Here is an 18934-nt window from a genome sequence, read left to right as displayed (position 1 = left end):
TATTGTGTAACTCAATTATTATTTAAACCTTTGCACCTCAATAGAGTTATAGCCGTTTTAATACGCAAGAAATGATTAAACAATTTTTACATAAACTTTCTGCTTTCTCAGCGCAACTGGCGTTCGGAAAGAGTTTGTTTATTAATCGTTTCCAACCCGTATTTTATTATCCCATAAGCCGGCAAAATTTTACGCCACGTATTTAGTACTCCCACTAAGCGTAATGAGGAATTGATCCTCTCTAAAAACCCAATTAACAAGAATACTTATAATTTTTCGTTAGAAAACGAATGGATATTAACGGATTTATAGTGCAGGTTGCACTTCCTGAACATCGTGTATTTGCAGAAGAAATTGTAACCGAGATGGCCGAATCTGCGAAGGCACGTGGCACAGGTATTGCAAAACGTTCTCCAGATTATGTTGCTGGTAAAATGATCGAAGGTAAAGCGGTTATCGCTTTCCATAAAGATGGTACATGGGCTGGCTTTTGCTATATTGAAACCTGGAGCCATGGTCAGTTTGTGGCAAACTCCGGATTAATCGTTTCTCCCAAATTTAGAAAGGCAGGTTTAGCCCACGCCATTAAAGAAAAAGTTTTTGATCTGTCTAGAAGTTTATATCCCAAAGCGAAAATTTTTGGTTTAACAACTGGTTTGGCAGTAATGAAAATCAATTCCGACTTGGGTTATGAACCTGTTACCTATTCTGAATTGACACAGGATGAAGAGTTCTGGAAAGGCTGCCAAAGTTGCGTCAACTTCGATATTTTGAAAATGAAGGAACGTAAAAACTGCATGTGTACTGCCATGTTATATGATCCTGCTACTCAAAAGCATGATGCTGCTAAAAAATTCGCAGAAGAATTACAGAAAAAACCAAGATTATACGAACGCTTTATGCGCATAAAGCAGCATTTAGTTGTAAAGCCTAAACCAAAATCTGGTTTAAAGGCATTAATGTTTTTATTTACCCTATTATTTCATAAATAATGAAGAAGAAAGTTGTTTTAGCCTTTAGCGGAGGTCTTGATACCTCATTTTGTTGTATTTATTTAGCACAAGATCGTGGATTAGAAGTTCATTCAGTAATTGTAAATACGGGTGGCTTTTCTGATGAAGAATTGCAGGAGATTGAGAAAAGAGCTTATGCTTTGGGTGTAGCTTCACATGCTGTGGTAGATGAAACTAAAAGTTATTATGATGATTGTATTAAATATCTGATTTTCGGTAATGTACTTAAAAATGCAACTTATCCGCTTTCTGTGAGTGCAGAGCGTGTAAGCCAGGCTACTGCAATTGCCAATTATGTTAAAAAAGTAGGTGCCGATTATGTTGCTCACGGAAGTACTGGTGCTGGTAATGATCAGGTACGTTTTGATATGATTTTCAATATCCTGATTCCAGGCGTTGAGATCATCACGCCAATTAGAGATTTGAAATTATCCCGCGAAGCGGAAATTAAATATTTAGCTGAACATGGTGTTGAATACAGTGCAGAAAAAGCCAGATATTCCATTAATAAAGGGTTATGGGGAACTTCGGTAGGTGGAAAGGAAACTTTAACATCCAATGAAACTTTACCAGAAAGCGCCTGGCCAACACAGGTTTCAGAAACGGAAGCACGTAAAATTGAATTAACTTTTGAAGAAGGTGAGTTAGTTGCCATTGATGGTGAAACTTTAGCGCCGGTAAACGCCATTCAAAAATTACAAGCCATTGCTCAGCCATTTGGAATTGGTCGCGATATCCATGTAGGTGACACCATTATCGGAATTAAAGGTCGTGTAGGTTTCGAAGCAGCGGCGCCAGTATTAATTATTAAGGCTCACCATACTTTAGAAAAACATACTTTAACCAAATGGCAGTTAAGCTGGAAAGAGCAATTATCATCTTTCTATGGCAACTGGTTGCATGAAGGTCAATTCCACGATCCGATCATGCGGAACATCGAAGCTTTCTTAGCCGATACCCAAAAAGTAGTTAGCGGAAAAGTATTTATTGAGTTATTGCCTTATCGTTTCCAGATTATCGGTATTGAATCAAACCACGATTTAATGAGCAATAAATTTGGTAGCTACGGCGAAATGAACAATGCCTGGAGTGGAGAAGATGTGAAAGGTTTCTCTAAAATTTTCGGTAACCAGGTAATGATTTGGCATAAAGTGAATTCTGAAGAAGCTTAAAACTTAAAGACTAGAGCGGAAAGCTAACTTCCTGCTTCGTCATTGCGAAGAGGCACGACGAAGCAATCCCCATAGAGTTGTCATCCTGAGCTTGTCGAAGGAATATTAAGATCTAATTTTCATATCCATCTATAATTGATAGAACAGATAATGAGTAATAAAATTAAGGCAGGAATAATTGGTGGTGCCGGATATACAGGTGGCGAAATGCTCCGTATCCTGATCAATCATCCCGATGTTGAAATTGCTTTCGTAAATAGCACCAGCAACGCTGGAAACCTGATTTCTGATGTGCACACTGATTTAATAGGAGACACTGATTTAAAATTTGTGAGCGATATTCCACAGGACATTGATGTGCTTTTTCTTTGTGTCGGCCATGGCGATGCCCAGAAATTTTTAATCGCTAATCCGATTAATGATAACATCAAAATCATCGATTTATCGCAGGATTTTAGGCTTAAGGCCAACTCCCTTCCTTCTGGGGATGGTAAGGCTTTTATTTACGGTTTACCCGAACTTAATCGTGAAGCAATAAAATCGGCCAAAAACATTGCAAATCCAGGCTGTTTTGCCACTTGCATTCAATTAGGTTTATTGCCTTTAGCTGCAAAAGGTTTAATTAAAAGCGAAGTTCACATTAATGCGACAACTGGTTCAACAGGTGCTGGACAAGGCTTAAATGCCACTTCACATTTTAGCTGGAGAAATAATAATCTCTCCATCTACAAAGCTTTTGAGCATCAGCATTTAAATGAGATTGGCGAAAGTTTATTGCAAGCAACTAAAGCCTCCTCTTCTGGAGGAGGTTTGGAGGGGGCTTTGAATTTCATCCCGCAACGCGGTGCATTTACAAGAGGTATTTTAGCTTCCATGTATTTAGAAAGTGATTTGACTTTAGAAGAGGCCCAAACCATTTATGAAGAATATTACAGCAACCATCCTTTCACCTACGTCAGCCGGAAAAATATCGATTTAAAGCAGGTTGTAAATACCAATAAAGCGTTGGTTCATGTAGAGAAGCATGGCAATAAATTGTTCATCATTAGCATTATTGATAACCTGCTCAAGGGTGCCAGCGGTCAAGCGGTTCAGAATATGAACTTAATGTTTGGCTTGGAAGAAACAGCTGGGCTTAAATTGAAGGCGGCCTATTTTTAGACCAAAGCTGAAAGACTAAAGCGAAGACAGCGAGACGTTAATAAAAGGACTAATCCCAGGTTTTAAAATTGCAACGAGCTTTAGACTTCTTGCTTTTACCTTTAAGCTTAAAAGAATGAGAGACTATCAAAAATTAGACGTTTGGAAAAAATCACATTTGATGGTTTTACATGTATATAAAGTTATTTTACCTGCATTTCCATCTCATGAAAAATATGACCTGCATAGTCAGGTAAAAAGAGCAGCTTATTCGGTACCCTTAAATATAGTTGAAGGAGCAGGCCGGCATACTGAGAAAGATTTTGCTCATTTTCTTGATAATGCATTAGGCTCTGTTCAAGAAATGGAATATGCTTTTTTTCTTGCTAAAGATTTAGAATATCTTGAAGAAAGCAAATACTTAGAAATTTACAAAATGGCCAGCGATGTTAATTGGTTTAATCAAGCATTTGCGACCATAATATCTCACTGATTAAATACTAGAGAATCAGGCTTATGCTATATATAACTTAGCAGGAGCTTTAGTCTTTGGTCTTTAGTCTTTAACCTTTAAAAAAATGAATTTATTCGACGTTTATCCTCTTAACGATATAGAAATTATAAAAGCATCAGGCAGTAATGTTTGGGATGCCAACGAGCAACAATATTTAGATTTATATGGCGGTCATGCCGTGATTTCAATTGGCCACACCCATCCGCATTATGTTAATCGCCTAACCGAACAGTTAAACAAGGTTGGTTTTTACTCCAATTCGGTGAAAATTCCTTTGCAGGTGCAGTTGGCAGAAAAGTTAGGTCAGGTTTCTGGTAAAAAAGATTACCAATTGTTTTTGGTAAATTCTGGAGCTGAAGCCAATGAAAATGCATTAAAACTTGCTTCGTTTTACAATGGCAGAAAGAAAGTAATTGCTTTCACTGGTGCTTTCCACGGACGTACCTCTTTAGCTGTTGCTGTTACCGATAATCCAAAAATTGTAGCGCCGGTTAACCAGACCGAAAACGTAATCTTTTTACCTTTTAACAATGAGGTTGCTTTAGAAGAAACTTTTAAAGCATATGGAAATGAAATTTCAGCGGTAATTATTGAAGGTATTCAAGGTGTGGGCGGAATTAAAGAAGCTTCAAAAAGTTTCCTGCAAAAAATCCGTTCACTTTGTGATGAATACAATTCAGTTTACATCGCAGATTCAGTTCAGTGTGGTTATGGCCGTACAGGTTTGTTTTACTCACACGATTATTCAGGCGTTGAAGCTGATGTTTACACAATGGCCAAAGGAATGGGTAATGGATTTCCAGTAGCTGGAATTTCAATTGCACCTAAATTTAAGCCTTGGCATGGGGAATTAGGTACCACTTTTGGCGGCAATCATCTGGCTTGTGCTGCAGCATTGGCGGTTTTAGAGGTGATGGAGCAAGATAACCTCATGAAAAATGCTGAAGAAATCGGAAATTACTTAATCACTGAATTGAAGAAATTTGAGCAAGTAGTTGAAGTGCGTGGTCGTGGTTTAATGATCGGCATTGAATTGCCAGCTGAACTGGCTCACGTTAAAAAAGAGTTATTATTCACGCACCATATTTTCACTGGCGAAGCAAAACCAAATGTGATCCGTTTATTACCAGCCTTGAATTTAACAAAGGCACATGCTGATGAATTTTTGGAAGCATTTAAAAAAGTGGTTAGTTAGCTGAAAGATTAAAGTTGAAAGCGCATGCAATTAGCTTATTTGATGACAAAATACTAAATTAGAAAATCCCTATTTCAATTAGAAAGAACCTTGGTCTTTCTGCTTAACCATTAAGCTTAAACGAAATGAGAGATTATCAAAAATTAGAAGTTTGGAAAAAAGCACATTTAATGGTGCTTTTTATTTATTCGGATATACTTCCATTATTTCCGCCATCAGAAAAGTATGATTTGCATAGCCAAATTAAAAGAGCTGCATATTCTGTTCCCTTAAATATTGTTGAGGGAGCAGGGAGAAATTCAGATCGGGATTTTGCCCGGTTTTTGGATATGGCATTGGGTTCTTGCCATGAAGCTGAGTATGCATGCTTACTTGCGAAAGATTTAAGGTACTTAGGTGATGAAAAGTATCTGGAAATAAATATTAAAACAAATGAAGTTAAAGCAATGCTCATTGGCTTGCTGAAACGATTAATAATGTAATTTAGTTAAAGATTGATAATGTTTTTTGCATTTGGCAGGAAGCTTTTAGCCTCAAGCTTTAACCTTTAAGCTTAACAAAATGAAACTTTTCACTTCCGTACACGATGTTCCAAGCATCAAACAATTTGTAGAAGATGCGCTTGAATTAAAGGCGAATCCATATGCGCACCAGGATTTAGGTAAAAACAAAACCTTAGGATTGGTTTTTATGAACCCAAGTTTACGTACCCGTTTAAGTACCCAAAAGGCTGCTTTAAATTTAGGGATGAATGTGATGGTGATGAATCTGGATAAAGAAGGTTGGGCATTAGAAACACAGGATGGTGTAGTGATGAACGGCTCAACTGTGGAGCATATTCGTGAAGCTGCGGCAGTAATGGGGCAATATTGTGATATTTTAGGATTGCGCTCTTTCCCAAAACTAAAAGATCGTGAGGAAGATTATAGTGAAGATTTCTTTAATAAATTCGTAAAATATTGTGCCGTTCCGGTGGTCAGTTTGGAAAGTGCAACACGCCATCCTTTACAAAGTTTTGCTGATATCATTACAATTCAGGAAACCTCCACAATGCAACCTGACGGGCGCAAACCAAAGGTAATTTTAGCCTGGGCGCCTCATGTAAAAGCACTGCCACAAGCTGTTCCAAATTCTTTCGCAGAATGGATGTGTAAAGCACAGGAAGAAGGAATGATCGATTTTACCATTGCTCAACCTGAAGGCTATGAACTTTCAGAAGAATTTACGCAAGGTGCAGATATTCAATATAATATAGAAGAAGCTTTGGCTGGTGCAGATTATGTGTATGTGAAAAATTGGAGCAGCTATAAAGAATACGGTAAGGTGTTAAATTATCCTGAAGGCTGGATGATGGACAATGAAAAGTTAAAATTCACAAATGATGCGAAAGTGATGCATTGTTTACCGGTTCGCAGAGATTTGGAGTTATCTTCAGAAATTCTTGATGGACCAAATTCATTGGTCATCCATGAGGCTGGCAATCGTTTATGGGCAGCACAAGCCGTAATCAAAGCCATGCTGGAAGAATTGAAATAGCAAAAGGCCTTGGTTCGTGTTGATACAATACGATCGTTAAATACAATTTTTTACATATGACTAACCCAATTAAAAATACTTTATCTGATTTCGAGCAAGTGATCATCATGATCAACGATGCCCGGAATCGGGTTTACAGTAAGGCAAATGCCGAATTGGTGATGTTGTATTTTAATATTGGAAAAATTGTTTCAGAAAAAGTTTTAGCGGGGAATTGGGGCGATGGAACGGTAAACGATTTAGCAGATTATATTGCTGAAAAGCAACCCCTTTTAAAAGGATTTAACCGCCGTGGACTTTATAGAATGAAACAATTTTATGAAGTTTATAGCGATCCGGAAATTGTGTCACCACTGATGACACAATTTCAATATACTGTAAATGAGCGATATAAATTTGTGTCAGCACTGCTGACACAAATTAGTTGGACAAACCATTTACTAATTTTGGCTAAAACAAAAACGAGCGAAGAAAAACTATTTTACCTTTATCAGAGTATAAAAGATAAATTATCTACCCGAGAACTCGAACGCCAGTTAAATTCAGCTACTTTTGAGCGAACAATGCTCGGCAATAAATTTAGTACGGCAGTTACTTCAAAATTACCTGCAGGTATTTTTAAAGACCCTTACGTTTTTGAGTTTTTAGCCCTACCAGAAATTCATTCTGAAAGTGATTTGCAGCAAGCGCTGATTAAAAATCTTCAAAATTTCATTTTAGAAATGGGTAAAGGTTTTACTTATATGGGGAGTGAATACCGTCTGCAGGTAGGGAATAAAGACTATTATACCGATTTATTATTTTACCATCGTGATCTACAATGCATGGTTTTATTTGAGCTCAAAATTGAAGAATTTCAACCGGAATTTTTAGGTAAGCTAAATTTTTATCTTGAAGCCTTGGATCGTGATGTGAAAAGACCACATGAAAATCCAAGTATTGGTGTTTTATTATGTAAAGGCAAGGATGAGGAAGTGGTAGAATATGCACTATCCAGAAATGTATCACCGGCACTAATTGCCGATTATGAAACCAAGTTGATAGACAAAAAACTGCTCGCAGAAAAATTGCATCAACTTTCTGAAATTTTTTATAGAAATGAACAATAAGCAACTTACCATCATCAAAATCGGCGGAAATGTAATTGATAACTCAGCAAACTTACACCAGTTTTTGCTGGATTTTACAGCTTTGCCTGGAGATAAAATATTAGTTCATGGTGGAGGGAAAATCGCAACAGAACTTGGCGAAAGCTTAGGTGTAGAAGCGAAGATGGTTGATGGTCGCCGGATTACCGATATTGAAACTTTGCGGATCGTTACCATGGTTTATGCCGGGTTAATTAATAAAAATATGGTTGCCCAATTGCAAGCCAAAGGCAGCAATGCCATTGGTTTAACTGGCGCAGATGGAAATATCATTAAGGCAAAAAAACGCCCAATTATTAAATTCTCCCCATCTGGGGGAGATTTAGAGGGGACTGAGATCGACTATGGCTTTGTTGGAGATTTAGATGAAAATTCTGTTTCTGCAGAAACATTAGATCGTTTATTACAAGCCGGATTGGTTCCTGTTTTATGTGCGATTACGCATGATGGAGAAACCCAACTGTTAAATACCAACGCCGATACCATTGCATCATCGGTTGCAGTAGCAATGTCAGCTTTATATGAAACGCGTTTGGTATATTGCTTCGAGAAAAAAGGTGTGCTAAAAGACGTGAATGATGATGATTCTGTAGTACGGGAAATAAAAGCAAATGAGTTTGAAGGCTTAAAAGAAGATGGAACGGTACAAGGTGGAATGATTCCTAAATTGCATAATGCTTTTGAGGCCATTAAAAAAGGTGTTTCTGCCGTTTATATTGGCAAAGCCGATGAACTTATGGAATTGGGTAGTGGAGCCTTCGGGACTAAGATGCTAAAGTAGGTTTAAGAACGAGAGGCTTAATCAATTATCGATTAAATCTGAAAGGATGAAATATTTGTTAGTAGTAACCCTAAATAAACTGTCATGCTGAGGCACGAAGCATCTGCAGCCGATGAGACAGATGCTTCGTGCCTCAGCATGACAGAGGTTAAAAAGATTGCAATAAAAAGCGGACTACAGTAATTAAGGAGTTTCTGAACTTGCTTTCCATTAAAACATAAATCGTTGTAATCAACTAAATCTGTGTAATCATGACAAAAAAAATAGCCATTATTGGAAGTGGAAATATCGGGTTATCTTTAGCAAGAGGTTTAGTAAAAGCCAACTTTGCCAAAGCAGGTGACATCACACTTACCCGTAGGAATATTGATCATTTAAAATCTTTCGCTGATGCTGGATTTGTAGTGAGCAGCAATAATAAAGAAGCTGTTTCCAATGCTGATGTTGTAATCCTTGCCGTTTTGCCACAACAGTTAAATACAGTTTTAGATGAAATCAATGCATCGATAGATTCGGCTAAACACCTGGTTATTTCAGTAATTTCTGGTGTGAGCTGCGCTGCGGTTCGTGAGAAATTAGGTGAAGATGTAGAGGTGATTCGGGTAATGCCGAACACAGCAATTGCCATTGGGCAATCTATGACATGCATGGCAAGCGATAATGCATCTGCTGAAAATATTGAGGATGTGACTAAAATGTTTGAGACGGTTGGTTCTGTTGTGAAAATAAACGAAGATTTAATGACTTCCGCTACAGCACTTTGTGCATGCGGCATTGCATTCTTTCTAAGGGCAATCCGTGCAGCATCACAGGGCGGTGTGGAAATTGGTTTCCATGCAGATGAAGCACTAAAAATGGCTGTTCAAACGGCAAAAGGAGCAGCAGATTTACTTTTATTGCATGGTACACACCCGGAATCAGAAATAGATAAAGTAACTTCGCCGAAAGGTTGTACCATTGCTGGTTTAAACGAAATGGAACACAATGGTTTTAGTTCATCATTAATAAAAGGCATTAAACTTTCAGCCTTAAAAGCTGGGAATTTATATACAAAAGAAGGCTAAAAGTAAAAAGACTAAAGCTTAAAGCAAATAAAAAGTATCATGTTAAGATAAAATTGTTTTGCTACTTGATACCCACCACTTGATACTATGTTGTTAGAAAAAATACAAAAAGAAAGTCTGGATTTATTGCGTCAACTCATTCGTATCCAGTCATTCAGTAAAGAAGAAGATAGAACAGCTAATTTAATCGCTCAGTTTTTAGAAGAGCGGGGCGTTAAAACGCAGCGTAAAATGAATAATGTTTGGACTTATAACAAACATTTTGATGCAAATAAACCAACACTTTTATTAAATTCCCATCATGATACAGTGAAACCGAATTCTGGTTATACACGTGATCCATATGATGCAGCCATTGAAGGCGATAAATTATTCGGCCTGGGCAGCAATGATGCCGGTGGTTGCCTGGTTTCGCTAATTGGTGCATTTTTATATTATTACGAACAAGAAAATTTAAAATATAACATCTGTTTGGCTGCAACGGCGGAAGAAGAGATCTCTGGTAACAATGGGTTAGAATTGGTTCTGCCTGATTTAGGCAAACTGGAATTTGGAATCGTAGGTGAACCAACAGAAATGAATTTAGCCATCGCTGAACGTGGATTATTGGTGTTGGATTGTGTGTCTCATGGTAAGGCTGGTCATGCCGCCCGTGAAGAAGGAGAGAATGCCATTTACAAAGCTTTAAAAGATATTGAATGGTTTAGAAACTACCAGTTCCCAAAGGTTTCTGAAGTTTTCGGTCCGTTGAAAATGACGGTTACCATTATCAACGCAGGTTCACAGCACAATGTTGTTCCGGCAAATTGTACATTTACTGTTGATGTTCGGGTAACTGATGCCTACACCAATGAAGAAGTTCTGGAGATTATCCGAGCAAATGTTGATTGTGATGTTACGCCACGATCCATCCGGTTAAAACCATCATCCATTGATAAAAATCATCCGGTAGTTCAGGCAGGTATCTCACTTGGAAAAACAACTTACGGTTCGCCAACCACATCAGATCAGGCATTATTGGATATTCCTTCAGTGAAATGTGGCCCAGGTTTTTCTGGACGCTCGCATATGGCTGATGAATTTTTATATGTTAGGGAAGTGGCAGAAGGCGTGGAAGGATATGTAAATATGTTGAAACCGGTAATTGTAGGTTAATTTACAAAAAATCGTCATTGCGAGGCACGAAGCAATTTTAATGCTAAGGAATTCGTAAAGTAAATTATTATTTTAATATACAAAGAGGATTGCTTCGTGCCTCGCAATGACGAAGTTTGATTATGAAAATTTGGCAAAAAAATATAGACGTAAACAAATTTGTAGAAACCTTCACAGTGGGTAAAGATCGCGAGTTGGATTTACAAATGGCAAAATTTGATGTATTGGGCTCTTTAGCCCATACGCAAATGTTGGAAACCATTAACCTGCTTACCGCTGATGAATTGAAAACCGTTCAGCAGGAATTGAAAAATATTTATGCGGAAATTGAGGCTGGAAATTTTACTATTGAAGATACTGTTGAAGATGTTCATTCGCAGGTTGAATGGTTGCTGACGCAGCGTATTGGCGAAGCAGGAAAAAAAATCCACAGCGGACGTTCACGTAATGATCAGGTTTTGGTTGATTTAAAACTATTTTTCCGTGCCTGCATTGAAGATATGGTCAATCAAACTTCAACCTTATTTAACCAATTGATTGAACTAAGTAATACACACAAAGATAAATTAATGCCTGGCTATACGCATTTACAGATTGCTATGCCATCATCATTCGGACTATGGTTTGGTGCCTACGCCGAAAGTCTTGCCGATGATCTGGAATTAATGCTCGCCGCCTGGAAAATTACCAATAAAAATCCTCTAGGTTCTGCTGCTGGTTATGGTTCTTCTTTTCCTTTAAACAGAACTTTAACAACTGAATTATTGGGCTTTGAGAGCTTAAACTACAATGTGGTTTATGCACAGATGGGCCGAGGAAAAACTGAAAGAATTTTAGCGCAAGCGATGAGTTCCATTGCTGCAACTTTAGCTAAAATGGCGATGGATGTATGTTTGTTCATCAACCAGAATTTCAGTTTTATTAGCTTCCCGGCAGAACTGACTACAGGTTCCAGCATCATGCCACACAAGAAAAATCCTGATGTTTTTGAACTGATCCGTTCACGTTGTAATAAAATTCAGGCTTTGCCTAATGAAATTGCTATGATGATTACGAATCTTCCATCGGGCTATCACCGGGATCTGCAATTGTTAAAAGAAAACCTTTTTCCCGCAATTACTTCCTTGAATGAGTGTTTGGAGATCGCTACGTTTATGTTTCAGAACATCACCATCAAGGATGATATCTTAAAAGATAAAAAATACGATTACCTGTTTAGTGTAGAGGTGGTTAATGAGTTGGCGCTACAAGATGTTCCATTCAGAGAAGCATACAAAATTGTTGGCGAACAGATTGAAAATGGTACTTTTGCACCATCGAGCCAAATACATCATACACACGAAGGAAGCATTGGCAACCTTTGTAATGAGCAAATTTCTGCAGGAATGCAGGAGGTTTTGGCTCAGTTCGGTTTTGAAAAAGTGAATAAAGCAATAGAAGATTTAATAGCATAATATGAAAGTTTCAGTATTAGCCAGTGCATTAATTGGCTCAGAAATTATAAAAATTGGGAATGAAGTTAACGAAATGAAACGCAAAGGCGCTTCAATTGCTAACCTAACCATCGGCGATTTTGACGCTAATATCTACCCGATTCCAACCGAATTGAAAGCTGGGATCGTAGATGCGTATAATGCTAATCAAACCAATTATCCACCTGCAGACGGGGTTTTATCATTAAGAGAAACTGTTTCTGAACTATTAAAAGATAGGTTCGGACTGGAATACAATACCAATAGTATTTTAGTTTCTGGCGGCTCTCGTCCGTTAATTTATGCTACTTATTTAGCCTTAATTGATCCGGGAGATACGGTTGTTTTTCCAGCACCATCCTGGAATAACAATCACTATTGCCACTTAACTTCTGCAAAAGCAGTTGCTGTAGAAACCGATGCAGCGCACAACTTCATGCCAACTGCAGCACAATTAAAACCGCACTTAAAAGGTGCAACTATGTTAGCTTTATGTTCGCCATTAAATCCAACAGGAACCATGTTCGATGGTGATTCTTTGGCTGAAATCTGTGATGTTGTTTTAGAAGAAAATGCAAGTCGTGGAGCTGACGAAAAGCCATTGTATTTAATGTACGATCAGATTTATTCGCTTTTAACTTTTGGAAAAGAACATGTAAATCCAGTTTCATTGCGTCCGGCTATGCGTGAGTTTACGGTATTTGTGGATGGAAGTTCTAAGTGTTTAGCGGCAACCGGTGTACGTGTAGGATGGGGTTTTGGTCCGGAAGATATTATCAATAGGATGAAAGCTTTGGTTGGTCATATGGGTGCCTGGGCACCTAAAGCTGAACAGGTTGCAATGTCAAACTACTTTAATAATAAAGTTCAGGTCGACACTTTCTTAACTAGTTTTAAAGCGCAGATTCAGGATAGTTTAAATGCGCTTTACAACGGGTTTAACGAATTAAAGAATCAAGGTTTTAATGTGGAAGCTGTTGAGCCAATGGGTGCCATTTACTTAACCATTAAAATCGATTACATCGGAAAAACTACCGAAGATGGTCAGCTTTTAAAAGATAGTGCAGACGTTAATTTCTACTTAATCAAAGAAGCTGGCGCAGCATTAGTACCATTCTCTGCCTTCGGAAATGCAGATAGCATGCCTTGGTTCAGGGCATCGGTAGGTGCTTGTACCTTACAGGATATTAAAGATATGTTACCAAGAATTAAGACGGCATTGAGTAAGTTGAAATAAGATTATATAACCACATAAGAAAACCTCTTCAGTTAATTTTGAAGAGGTTTTTTTGAGTAATGCAAAGAAGCAAGTTGATTCGTTTCTAACTCGATCGTCATGCTGAATTTATTTCAGCATCTTTCTTGCAAGATAGACCCTGAAATGAATTCAGGGTGACGATTTGACTTTAGACTAAGGACTTTGGACTCCAGACTCCCAGCTAAAAACTCCAAACTAATCCTCCCTGCTTCCATCATCAGCCATTCTCACCATTTTAGGCTCAAATTTGGCAACAACATCAACCAGTTCAGTTTGTGCAGCCATCACTTTGTTAATGTCCTTATAAGCCATCGGTGCCTCATCTAAACCTGCACCAATTAAGGTAACATTGTGATCTTTCAAAATGGCTTTCATATCCGATTTAGTAATCGATTGAATGGCTTTAGTTCTGCTCATTTGTCTGCCCGCACCATGCGAAGCTGAATTGATTGCACTTACTTCACCTTTTCCTCTCACCAGAAATCCTGGTGCAGTCATGCTCCCAGGGATAATCCCCATCACACCTTTACCAGCTGGTGTTGCACCTTTTCGGTGAACAATTACTTCTTCACCATCAAGCATTTCTTTCCAGGCAAAATTATGGTGGTTTTCTACTTTAGCTAAAACTTTAGCACCTATGGCTTTGGTTAACCTTTTATGAATCACCTCATGACAGGCTGAAGCATAATCGCCAGCTAAGTTCATGGCAATCCAATACTCTTGCCCTTCAGCCGAGTTTAAATCTAAATAAGCTAGGTTTGCAGCCTCTTTAGGAAGTTTACAGATTTCTTTCGCCAGTTTGGTGTAATGACCTGCAATGGTTGCTCCAAGGCCACGAGAACCAGAGTGTGTTAACAAAGCCACGTAACGGCCTCTATCGATATTTAAAATTTCATTGCGTTCGGCAAAATCAATAATACCCCATTCCACAAAGTGATTTCCACCGCCCGAGGTACCCAATTGTGCCCAGGCCTTTCCATGTAAATTTTTAAGAAAAGGCGTTGAGTTGAAAGCTTCATTTTCCAAAACATCGTGGTCGGCTTTTTCGTTGCCTTTAAAGTTTTGACCTGCGCCGAATTTGGTAAAGGCAATTAACTCTCTTTTGTACATCGCATCTTTCCCGAAATAATGTTTCTCTGGAATATCGAAAATACTTAAAGCCATTCGGCAGCCGATATCTACGCCCACGCCGTAGGGAATAATCGCATTTCTCGTTGCCAAAACACCACCAATCGGCAAACCATAACCTTGGTGTGCATCAGGCATTAATGCGCCAGCAACAGAAACCGGTAATTTCATGGCAATATCCATTTGGTTTCTGGCACCTTCTTCTATATAATCTGCGCCGAAAATCGAATAATCTTTAGCGTCATGGATTAGTTCAATAGTTCCGTCTGATTTTGGATTGGCTTCCTCAATCAAAGCCGTTGCCAATACACTTAATACTTCGTCATCCAAAAAACTTTCTGGATAGTCTTTAACTTTTTTAAATAAGGCCAATAATTCTTTTTCTTCGGTATCTGTGAAATTTCCTTTCAGGATACCTAAAGTTAGGCCTACTATTTTTCCTTCGGTATAACCTATTTTGATAAGGTCTTTTCCTGTGATGTTGGTTTTCATTGTTTTGTTTTTTTTAATTGGCATAAAGTGTTGCTCGCATTTCTACAAGTAAACATTCAATTTGTCGCTCATCTGGTTTATCCTGAAGTTTACTTGTAAGCGTTTCTTGCTCAATTTGTAGCATCAGTTTTTCTGCCATTTTTAATACTTCATCATAATCAAAGTCGCCTCTTTTTATCGAAAGAAGTTCATCTCTGTTTTGCCGTTTCACGGTAAGTTTTCCATCACGCACAATTTCAAGTGCCACTTGCAAAAGCCTTATGGTATGCATCATGTTTTTCGCGTCGTAATCTTTGCCATGTGTCTTATTTAACTTATAGCGTTCTTCATTCCGTTTTTCTACCCATTCCCAATATTCGTTATGTTCCTTGCAATAGGAGGAATAACTATCCTGATTGAAAAATAAATACCCAATTTCTTTTTCTCCGTTAGGTATAGAGGATATTGAGACATCATTAGCGTTTTCCTTATTTGCAATCCCTTTGTAACCAAATTTCTTTTCTGCATCATAAAATAGTGCATAAAGGTTTTTAGCATTTGGAATTTTAGATAAGCCGCAATCCACCTTAAAAATATTGTGTTTTTTAAGCCATGTATTTGCTTTAACCGATGAATAATTCTCTGTAATGAAACAAAAATCCAAGACCGTTTTTCTCGTTTTTGGCATCGGATTTAAAATTTTCTTGTTCAATCCTTTTGCTTTTCTGATCTGTGTCAAGGCATATCCACCAAAGGTATCTTTGCATAGTTTCGACAAAATCATATCGATATTTAGCCTATTCATTATGGGATGCTTATATAAAATGCATTCTTCTGGAGTAGCTAAAATTTCTAAGATGTTCGGGTTGTTCTTGATCAATAACTCAACAAAGCGGCCGATTTCATAATATACTTCGTCGTTGCTTTCATTTCTGATCTGTGGGATATATCTCAATCCAAAAAACATGTCTTTTGGCATACAATATATTCCTTTAATATCAGTGTCTGACTGCGGCGTATCCAATCCGTAAGCTTTGCTGCCGCTTAAACATTCAAATAAAAGCAAATTTTGATCTTTTAAATCTTTAATCGTCATAACGGCTTATTGTATTTCTAAAAAAGGTATCGAGCATTTCGGTGTCAAAACTTTCTTTTGGCAGATCTTTAGCTCCTTCAGTACAGTTTTTAAATTCATCATCAATATACCTGCGCAATTTTGGGTTTATTTGAATAATAAACCACTCTGCAGAAGTAGATTTTAATACAATCAGATCTTTAACCAATGTTTGAAGGTACTCTGGCATTAAGGTTAAAAGTGGGCCAATGGTCATTGGAGCAATTGTATTTTTCTCTAAACACCATTTTGCCGAAAGTAAAGGTCGCAGCACATAAAAAAGTTTTTTGATCTTAATTTCGTCACCATTTATCACCGTATCCAATGCACCATGTGCTATTCCTAAATAATGGTTGATATTTGTTTTTCTATAAAAATAAGACTGGCATAATGTCCATAGTTCATTTCTAAAATCATCTTGTTCTCCGTATATAATAGGCGATTGCAGCCATTCGAAAGGAGTAGTGTTCGATTTCCGGATCAGTTTAAGTACCTTTTTTATATCCCAACCGTAAATATCAAGTTCGTCGTTGATCGGAAAACCCAATTGATCATCCTTTTCTGAAACAGAAAGATAGTAGTTAAGCGGGCGAACATAAATAAAGCGAACATCAAAATCGCTGTCCGGTGATGGAAATTCCCATCCGCGACTTCCCGATTCGCAGGCAAATAATATTTTGATATCGTTTGATCGTTCGATTTCTGCAAGCCTGTTTATTATGGTGGTTTTCATTTCATTCTTAATTAATCCCCGGCAGGCAATACTCACCTGACCGAGGGGTTTCTAAATTTAGTTATTTCACGAAGATCTGTTTCAATTGATCTACAATTTGTCCACTACCAGATAAGCTGATGTTATTGATTTTCTCTGCGATTTTCTCAACGTACTCCATCTCTTTCAACTTATATAACATGTTGTTGTCTTCCATTAATTTGGCGGTATTCAACAAACTTCTGGTCGAGGCCGTTTCTTCTCTTCGGGTAATGATATTGGCTTGCGCTCTTTTTTCGGCAACTAAAACCTGGTTCATAATTTCCTTAACATCACCTGGTAAAACAATGTCTTTAACACCACAGTTGGTTAATTTTACACCTAATTTCTCAACCTTGTTAAGAGTGATGGTGATTACCATTTCAGCAATCTTTTCTTTGCTTTCCATCAATTCATCAAAAGACATTAAGCCAATGCATTCTCTTAATGCCAATTGCATGGTGATGTATAATTGCTTTTCGAATTCCTTGTTCTCCAATAACGCTTTGATGATGTCATCAACTTTATATTGAATGCTGAAGTTAACCCTCAATTGCGCTTTATCTTTGGTTAAGATTTCTTGTCCGATAATCTCCATATTCAACTGCCTCATATCAGTTTTTAAAACCTGAATGGTAGTACTGTTTTTCCAGTAAACATAGTTTCCTGCTTCCATTACCTTTTCAAATTTACCATCGATAAATAACAAGGCTTTTTCGAATGACTCTACTTTGTAAGTCCTGATGTAATTCAATAATGGTGCTTTCTCAAACAAGTTTTTATCAATGGTTTCATCAATTGTAATGTTACTGATATCAACTTTAATAAATTCATATGTCGATAAACCTTTCCAAATGGCATGCCTGCCAGCCGTTAAAACGTTCTTAAAGTTTTTGTTCTGGTAAACTAAAGCCAATTCATTATCGGCCACACTTACCAAATGAATCAAATTCACAAAATCTGAGTTTTCCAATAAGATATCCAATTCGGCAACCGAGTAATAGTACTCTTTGGCCATATCGTACAAAGTGATGCTTTCGCCAAAACCTAACCAGTAAGTTCCAGCGGTTAAAACGTTTTTTAATTTTCCTTTTTTAAACACCAATCCAACATAATTGGTGTTAATGGTTACTCTTTTCATGTTTTCTGGAGTTAAAATTTATTTTATAATTATTTATTCTTTTAAAAGCGTTGCGGAAGAACATTTACCTGTTTTCTGCGGAAGTAAAAGTTTATCAAGTTGTTTAAAAATGAAACCAATTTCTCTAATCGGGTTAGTGCTCCTGAGAACATTTTGCCTTTTAGATTTAACCTTTTTGATTTTTAAATCTCTTCTTGCTGCGCTGATCCTTACTGAGCAAAACACAGATTTGCTTTTTTGATTTCGAAAAATCTTGAAGCCAAATGCGGTTTCGCAACGCTGGTTTTGAGAAATTTAAAGTATCTCTTCTTTTTAGATGGAACCTAAATCCATTGCATTACCATTTTGCTATTCCAAGTGATAATTGGAAGCAGGATTCGAACCTGCATGTTTGGTTGTTACTCTAACCCCTGAGCTATTCCGAATATATCGGAAGTGGGATTCGAACCCACGACTCACAACGTGATTAGACAATCTATCATAGTTCTTATCAGCATATCCTACGCAATTGCTCGAATACTTTGGGGCTATTCCGAAACCCACAACTTTGGATAAGTTTTATTTAGTGTTGCCATCCCTTTCGGGATTTCTTTATATTGATTTTATCGATAGTTCCTAAAACGGTCGTCACTCTGAATTTATTTCAGGGTCTTAGCTGCTGAAATAAATTCAGCAGGACGATTAATTAATTATACATCTACTAAAAAATCGATTGATATTTCTCAAAGAACTTTATCGGCTGGCGACATTACAAAGATGCCACCACCACTATGCGGCTGATTTGCGCAGTAAAAATTATTTTGATATAAAAGAATTAATTATCTGATAATGAGGTGGATAAATTTAATTTTTCCATTATATTTTTTCTTTTATCGTCCAAT

General features: G+C 37.5%; 17 protein-coding genes and 1 tRNA gene. 13 read left to right on the top strand and 5 right to left on the bottom strand.

Translation table 11 applies throughout. The features are described from left to right. Positions 1-290: 290 nt before the first annotated feature. The 13 genes from EV200_RS07050 to EV200_RS06990 all read left to right on the top strand — a co-directional run bounded on the left by EV200_RS07050 (position 291) and on the right by EV200_RS06990 (position 13427). The gene (locus tag EV200_RS07050; RefSeq protein ID WP_132530510.1) at positions 291-992 is read left to right on the top strand and encodes a GNAT family N-acetyltransferase; all 702 of its coding nucleotides are present in this window, start codon (positions 291-293) and stop codon (positions 990-992) included. Then, the gene (argG, locus tag EV200_RS07045) at positions 992-2185 is read left to right on the top strand and encodes an argininosuccinate synthase (protein ID WP_132530508.1); all 1194 of its coding nucleotides are present in this window, start codon (positions 992-994) and stop codon (positions 2183-2185) included. The genes EV200_RS07050 and argG overlap by 1 nt, the downstream gene beginning before the upstream one ends. A gap of 150 nt (positions 2186-2335) precedes the next feature. Beyond that, the gene (gene argC / locus EV200_RS07040; RefSeq protein WP_132530506.1) at positions 2336-3346 is read left to right on the top strand and encodes an N-acetyl-gamma-glutamyl-phosphate reductase; all 1011 of its coding nucleotides are present in this window, start codon (positions 2336-2338) and stop codon (positions 3344-3346) included. A gap of 115 nt (positions 3347-3461) precedes the next feature. Beyond that, positions 3462-3818 carry a four helix bundle protein gene (locus EV200_RS07035; protein WP_132530504.1) on the top strand — a complete coding sequence of 119 codons (357 nt, stop codon included), beginning with the start codon at positions 3462-3464 and terminating at the stop codon, positions 3816-3818. Between the two features lie 85 nt (positions 3819-3903). Beyond that, the gene (locus EV200_RS07030; protein ID WP_132530502.1) at positions 3904-5034 is read left to right on the top strand and encodes an aspartate aminotransferase family protein; all 1131 of its coding nucleotides are present in this window, start codon (positions 3904-3906) and stop codon (positions 5032-5034) included. 125 nt (positions 5035-5159) lie between these two features. Continuing rightward, the gene (locus EV200_RS07025) at positions 5160-5516 is read left to right on the top strand and encodes a four helix bundle protein (RefSeq protein ID WP_132530500.1); all 357 of its coding nucleotides are present in this window, start codon (positions 5160-5162) and stop codon (positions 5514-5516) included. Positions 5517-5595: 79 nt separating this feature from the next. Beyond that, positions 5596-6570: a Rossmann-fold NAD(P)-binding domain-containing protein gene (locus EV200_RS07020; RefSeq protein WP_132530498.1), complete on the top strand. Its 975-nt coding sequence runs from the start codon at positions 5596-5598 to the stop codon at positions 6568-6570. 56 nt (positions 6571-6626) lie between these two features. After that, entirely contained in the window at positions 6627-7679 is a 1053-nt protein-coding gene (locus EV200_RS07015; protein ID WP_132530496.1) for a PDDEXK nuclease domain-containing protein, read from the top strand. Further along, positions 7669-8499, top strand: a complete 831-nt coding sequence (gene argB / locus EV200_RS07010; RefSeq protein ID WP_132530494.1) for an acetylglutamate kinase — start codon at positions 7669-7671, stop codon at positions 8497-8499. Before EV200_RS07015 ends, argB begins: the two co-directional genes overlap by 11 nt. A 251-nt stretch (positions 8500-8750) precedes the next feature. Beyond that, positions 8751-9563 (top strand): pyrroline-5-carboxylate reductase, encoded by an 813-nt coding sequence (proC, locus tag EV200_RS07005; RefSeq protein WP_132530492.1) that lies wholly within the window; start codon positions 8751-8753, stop codon positions 9561-9563. Positions 9564-9650: 87 nt separating this feature from the next. Continuing rightward, the gene (locus tag EV200_RS07000; RefSeq protein WP_208864515.1) at positions 9651-10718 is read left to right on the top strand and encodes a M20 family metallo-hydrolase; all 1068 of its coding nucleotides are present in this window, start codon (positions 9651-9653) and stop codon (positions 10716-10718) included. Positions 10719-10840: 122 nt separating this feature from the next. Then, entirely contained in the window at positions 10841-12172 is a 1332-nt protein-coding gene (gene argH, locus EV200_RS06995; protein WP_132530490.1) for an argininosuccinate lyase, read from the top strand. A gap of 1 nt (position 12173) precedes the next feature. After that, complete coding sequence (locus EV200_RS06990) at positions 12174-13427, top strand: pyridoxal phosphate-dependent aminotransferase (protein ID WP_132530488.1); 1254 nt, start codon at positions 12174-12176, stop codon at positions 13425-13427. A gap of 216 nt (positions 13428-13643) precedes the next feature. On the opposite strand, the gene EV200_RS06985 is transcribed toward EV200_RS06990, so the two are convergent. The 5 genes from EV200_RS06985 to EV200_RS21735 form a co-directional block, all read right to left on the bottom strand. Then, entirely contained in the window at positions 13644-15068 is a 1425-nt protein-coding gene (locus EV200_RS06985; protein ID WP_132530486.1) for an RtcB family protein, read from the bottom strand. A 13-nt stretch (positions 15069-15081) separates the two neighbouring features. Beyond that, positions 15082-16143, bottom strand: a complete 1062-nt coding sequence (locus tag EV200_RS06980; protein WP_132530484.1) for a DNA polymerase beta superfamily protein — start codon at positions 16141-16143, stop codon at positions 15082-15084. Next, positions 16133-16894, bottom strand: coding sequence for a nucleotidyltransferase domain-containing protein (locus EV200_RS06975; protein ID WP_132530482.1), 762 nt, complete (start codon positions 16892-16894; stop codon positions 16133-16135). The genes EV200_RS06980 and EV200_RS06975 overlap by 11 nt, the downstream gene beginning before the upstream one ends. Before the next feature lie 61 nt (positions 16895-16955). Further along, on the bottom strand, positions 16956-18053 hold the full coding sequence (locus EV200_RS06970; protein ID WP_132530480.1) for a slipin family protein: 1098 nt from the start codon (positions 18051-18053) through the stop codon (positions 16956-16958). Positions 18054-18415: 362 nt separating this feature from the next. Then, positions 18416-18479 (bottom strand) — tRNA-OTHER (locus tag EV200_RS21735). Between the last annotated feature and the right edge of the window lie 455 nt (positions 18480-18934).

It is taken from the genome of Pedobacter psychrotolerans (genome assembly GCF_004340665.1).
GTDB lineage: Bacteria > Bacteroidota > Bacteroidia > Sphingobacteriales > Sphingobacteriaceae > Pedobacter > Pedobacter psychrotolerans.
The sequence above is the reverse complement of the archived record's forward strand: the minus strand, read 5'-3'. Positions and strand labels throughout refer to the sequence as shown.